The sequence below is a fragment of the uncultured Capnocytophaga sp. genome (assembly GCF_938029845.1).
GTDB lineage: Bacteria > Bacteroidota > Bacteroidia > Flavobacteriales > Flavobacteriaceae > Capnocytophaga.
Window position 1 is genome coordinate 1 of the sequence record NZ_CALHGG010000107.1, and the last position, 5,298, is coordinate 5,298.

Below are 5,298 nucleotides of genomic sequence, written 5' to 3' on the forward strand. Positions count from 1 at the left end.
GCTTGCTTGTCAAAGAACAGGCAAGCGTTAAGGTTATTATGACTGAAGATGCCGAAGCATTTGTAACCCCACTTACCCTTTCGGTACTCTCCAAAAACAAGGTATATACCGTATTCCAATCTCAAGAACATGAGTGGCATAGTCATGTGGAACTTGCCCAGTGGGCAGATGCCTTTGTCATTGCTCCTGCAACGGCCAACACCTTGGCGAAGATGTCCCATGGATTGTGTGACAACCTCCTTTTGGCGACCTATCTCTCGGCTAAGTGTCCCGTTTTCTTTGCCCCTGCTATGGATTTGGATATGTATGCCCACCCTAGCACTAAGAACAATATCACTCTTTTACAATCTTTTGACAACCATCTTATTCCCAGCGAATTTGGAGAATTAGCCAGTGGTTTGGTAGGTGAGGGACGTATGGCGGAGCCTGAGAGCATAGTAGCCCAATTGGCTGCTTTCTTCTTTGCCCAGAAAAACCTCTTCAAGGACAAAAAGATACTCATTACTGCTGGCCCTACCTATGAGATGATAGACCCTGTGCGATTTGTAGGTAATTTCTCTTCTGGGAAAATGGGGGTAGCACTTGCCAATATAGCTGCACTTATGGGAGCTGAAGTAACCCTTATCCTTGGTCCCACTGCCCCTCATGCTATAGAAAGTAGTGTAAAGGTACTCCCTGTGATAAGCGCCGAACAGATGTATGAAACTGCTCAAGAGGCATTTGCCCATACCGATATCGCTATACTAGCCGCTGCCGTTGCTGACTATAAGCCGCTGGCACAAGCCCCCCAAAAGATTAAGAAGAAAACAGAACAACTCTCTTTGGAGCTAACAAAAACCCAAGATATTTTAGCCTCCTTAGGAGCGCAGAAAGATAGGCAACTGCTTATTGGCTTTGCCCTAGAAACAGAAAACGAATTGGAGAATGCCAAAGGGAAACTCACCCGCAAGCACTTAGATGCCATAGTGCTCAACTCTCTCAATGACAAGGGAGCAGGTTTCTCGGTGGATACCAACCAAGTTACTTTTATTACCCGTAAGGACAAGGTAGTACCTATACCGCTGAAAACCAAGACGGAGATCGCTACCGATATCCTGACCCTTATTCACGACGAATTGTTATAAATCAAAGGGCAAATGGCCATTTGCCCCTACACATACGATAACATTATGAAAAAACAACTCTTTATTCTTTTCTCACTGCTTAGCCTTAGTGCTTTGGCACAGGAACTCTCCTGCAAGGTAACCATCAATACCCAACGGGTGAACCAAACCAACCAACGGGTATTCAATACGCTACAACGTTCCTTACAAGAGTTCATCAACCGCAAGGCATGGACAGACCTCAAGACAAGAGACCATGAGCGTATAGACTGTTCTTTCGTCTTTACCGTCTCCTCCTATGAGAACAATATGCTCACCACTGATGTACAGATACAAGCCTCCCGCCCTGTATATGGGAGTACTTACCAAACACCACTGCTGAACTACCAAGAGAAAGGAGTTACTTTTTCCTATTTGGAAAATGAGCCTATTTACTTCAATCCCAGCAACTTTACTTCCAACCTTTCCTCCTTTATCGCCTACTACGCACTGATTATCATAGGAGTAGATGCTGATACTTTCTCCCCTGATGGAGGCAAACCCTACTTTGAGAAAGCCTTGGCCGTAGTGCTCAATGCCCAAGGAAGTGGAGACAATGCTTGGTTACAGAATGGTTCTAACAACCGTTGGCAGATGATTACCGACCTGCTCTCCAATGATTTTTCAGCCATTCACAAGGTGCTCTATACCTATCATCGCCAAGGCTTAGACCTTATGAGCCAAGATACCCAAAAGGCTAAAAACGGTATAGGGGAAGCCCTTTTGATGCTTAACGAATTGAACTATAGCCGTATCAACCGCTTTATGGCTAAGCTCTTCTTTGATGCTAAAACGGAGGAACTCTTCCAAATCCTATCGGAAGGAAAACCCTTAGAGAAAAAGCAAGAGGTACAAAATATCCTCCTAAAATTGGCCCCTACTCATGCACAACAATGGGGACAGATTAAGTGACTAGTGACTAACCACTAACAACTAATAACTAACCACTAACCACTAATAACTAACAACTAAATAACTAGCCTATGAGAATGGTTTTGTTTTACTTGGGATTATTACTAACTGTGGGAGGTTTTGCTCAGGATAAGAAAGCCTATGTTTTCTTTGATAAAAACGGCAAACGCACTTCCTACAAGAAGCTTCTTAGAAAGAGCGAAAAAGCAGATGTAGTACTCTTTGGCGAGTATCACAACAACCCTATTGCCCATTGGCTAGAACTTGAACTCCTCAAAGACCTACAACCCAAGCGTACCCTTATCCTAGGGGCGGAAATGCTGGAACGAGATAACCAAGAAGCCCTTGATCGTTACTTGCAAGGCGCTATTGACCAAAAGGGACTAGACACCTTAGCGCGCCTGTGGAACAACCACAAGACGGATTATAAGCCCTTGGTGGATTTTGCCAAGACGCACCAACTACCTTTTGTAGCGACCAATATTCCTCGCCAGTACGCTAACCTTGTGTATAAGAAGGGAATTCAAGCCCTTGACACGCTTCCCTCTAGTGAGAAACAATGGATCGTACACCTGCCTTTCCCCTATGACGGCACCCTCTCCCAATATGAGAAGATAAAAAAGATGTCGGGACATAGTACAGATAATCTCCCTATGGCACAAGCGATTAAGGATGCCACTATGGCTGAATCCATATGGATGCACCTAAAACCTAATGCCCTTTTTGTACATTTCAATGGGAGTTACCACTCTGATTATTACCAAGGTATTGGGTGGTATCTCAAGCGAGAACGCCCTGACCTACGCATCTTGACCATCGGCACTACCTCCCAAGCCGCACTTAAAAAACTCGCTAAAGAAAACTATAACCAAGCCGATTTTATCTTGGTTGTAGATGAAGATCTCTCTAATTAGCCCACTAGCTAATTTGTGCATTAGCTACTTATATATTTTTTCAAGAGATTGTATTTCATCATGATATCTTTTAGTGAATAATGGGGCTTGAAACTCTATTTATTTGGTTACATATTTCTTTACTATAAAAAAGGATGAAACTATATAGACAGAAATAATACCCGCATCAAAAAATCTGTTGAAAAACAAGTTTAGCATTTCCCCCTTGTAAGACAGAAATTCGTCCCAAAAATGGTATTCAAAACCTTCTTCTCTTGTCGATAATGAGAATTCTACATATTGGTATATTGTAAAAATCATCGCTCCTATAAAATGGAAACAACCATAAAACAGCGCATAAAAACCATAACTATCCTTCTTTTTCTTTTCAAATAGCAGAAGTAAAAGAAAGAATACGACAAGAGAAATAACATCTATTTTTTCGCACTGTATCATCTGGGTAAAATTATCCGAATTCAGGCTATAAAATATGGGAATATAAAAAATGAATTTGCTAATGAGAACCATTAGCATACTATAAAGAAAGTATTTTACTATTTTGTGAAACATATTTTTCATAACTATCATTATTTCACGACAAAAATACAATTTTTCTATGAAAAAAATACACCTATTTTTATTTTTGCTTTGTTCCCTAAGTAGTCTTGCTAAGGTTCCTCTTGACCTTAGGCATGTGGTATACATCTATGAGGACTATTCACTTAAAATAGAGGGGGATAAGGTTTTTATCATTCGGAAAACCTATAATGATGCTGATAAAATCTGTTTGTCAAAATGTAAAAAGCAACTCCTGCCTTTTAGTAGCCATGGGGCACATATGATAGGAACTCACGATACCGCTGGCAACCTTATTGCCAATGAGCAGTATTATTACAAGGTTTATTGGGGTTGGGACGACAAGATTACAACGGTACCCCTTTTCCCTACAACTATGGTTACTGCACACTTTGGCAAGGATTGTTTTAATCTCCAAGGTAAGTGGTATCATGTAGAGGTCAATGAACAAAAGGTAGTCAAAACTCCTATGCCTGACTTCCCTGAGCACCCCAGTATCATAGAAGAAAGTCCCAAGGGCTGCTTGCTTAGAGATGAACAATTTGTTTATTGGTATGACCGAGAGACCCTTACCACAGAAAAACTCAAAGAACTGAATGTAAAGAACGTACGCTTCCACAAACTCGCCTCAGAATACAGTATGCTCTATGATGAGGACACCTTCTATGCGGTTCGCTATTGGAATGGAAAACTCCTTGAATGGGAGGATATCACCCAAGATATCAGAGGCTTAGGGCTAAAGAAAAAATTTACCGAAGGCACCCTTATCATCTCTCAGAAGGAAAGTGGCTACCCTAAATACTTGATAGACTTCAAAGACGAGCGCTTATGGTTATGGGGCGATCCACAGGCTATGTGGAACGAAAAGCTGTTACTTGTCCCCCTTAGTAGCACTTATATAGATAAACTGGATTGGTTTGAAAAATCAGGCAAGTATTACAAACAAGTAGGTGATTATCTTAATTGGATACCGCCCCTTGACCTCTCCCCTATCAAGCATCCTAAAGATTTATACCTTGTCAAATACAAGGATTTCTATGATGTTCATTTGGACTTATACCATGATGGAGCGCAGTACTATGCCTATGCAGAGGGTTTTCACCCTATCCAGATAGAAAAACGCTTGGTCGAAGCCCTTACTGCCCCAGAGAAATACAGCAATTATCATCGCAATTTTGACAAGAGAAGAGTCGTACAAATGGCCTTGGTTAGGGATACCTTGGTAGTCTATGAGCTTACCGATTGGTGCGATGCTGCCTATCTAAAACGAGAAAAACGGCTACCCCTCAAAATCCTAAAAGAGATTCCCCTAACGGGGCCTCTGAAAGACCTAGGTGTGTGCTATGCTACCCCTAGTGAGCTGCTTATAGGAGCAGAAGTAATTCCTCATCAAGCCGACTTTGATAGTCTTACCTTTATCGCTTGTATGGAGAACACGGACAAGAAAACTAAAAAGACCATTTATTTCTGCTATTTCAAGGACAAAAACAACACTTATTGTTATTCCACTGACCAAAAAGGTCTAAGGATTATCAAGCATTTTTATGATGAGATCATTTGCCAATAAAACCATTTTTTTGCTATCACAGCCATTTTCTTCTATAGCCCACAAGTAGTATAAGATACAAACTTACCAGTGCGTTAATTACAAAATTAAGTTTCGCAGGTCATTTTTAGGTTATAATTAGATTTGTAATTAATTGATAATCAATATATTGCAAAATAAACCTCCCCCTTACCCCCTCCGAGAGGGGGAATAAATTCGTTGAAAAAGA

Annotated in this window: 5 protein-coding genes; 4 read left to right on the forward strand and 1 reads right to left on the reverse strand. The window is 41.1% G+C overall.

Annotated elements, in window-relative coordinates; all coding sequences use genetic code 11:
* From coaBC to Q0625_RS07810, 3 genes are all read left to right on the forward strand, one after another.
* Positions 1–1,124: bifunctional phosphopantothenoylcysteine decarboxylase/phosphopantothenate--cysteine ligase CoaBC (gene coaBC, locus Q0625_RS07800; protein ID WP_298825438.1), on the forward strand; the 1,124-nt coding region annotated here is incomplete at its 5' end.
* 45 nt (positions 1,125–1,169) lie between these two features.
* A complete protein-coding gene (locus Q0625_RS07805) occupies positions 1,170–2,054 on the forward strand; it encodes a DUF4835 family protein (RefSeq protein ID WP_298825440.1) in 885 nt (294 codons plus the stop codon).
* A gap of 71 nt (positions 2,055–2,125) precedes the next feature.
* A complete protein-coding gene (locus Q0625_RS07810; RefSeq protein WP_298825443.1) occupies positions 2,126–2,968 on the forward strand; it encodes a ChaN family lipoprotein in 843 nt (280 codons plus the stop codon).
* A gap of 99 nt (positions 2,969–3,067) precedes the next feature.
* Here Q0625_RS07810 and Q0625_RS07815 read toward each other — a convergent pair whose 3' ends face one another.
* Positions 3,068–3,403 (reverse strand): hypothetical protein, encoded by a 336-nt coding sequence (locus Q0625_RS07815; protein ID WP_298825446.1) that lies wholly within the window; start codon positions 3,401–3,403, stop codon positions 3,068–3,070.
* Positions 3,404–3,563: 160 nt separating this feature from the next.
* On the opposite strand from Q0625_RS07815, the gene Q0625_RS07820 reads away from it, so the two are divergent.
* Entirely contained in the window at positions 3,564–5,090 is a 1,527-nt protein-coding gene (locus tag Q0625_RS07820) for a hypothetical protein (protein WP_298825449.1), read from the forward strand.
* The last annotated feature ends 208 nt before the right edge of the window (positions 5,091–5,298 follow it).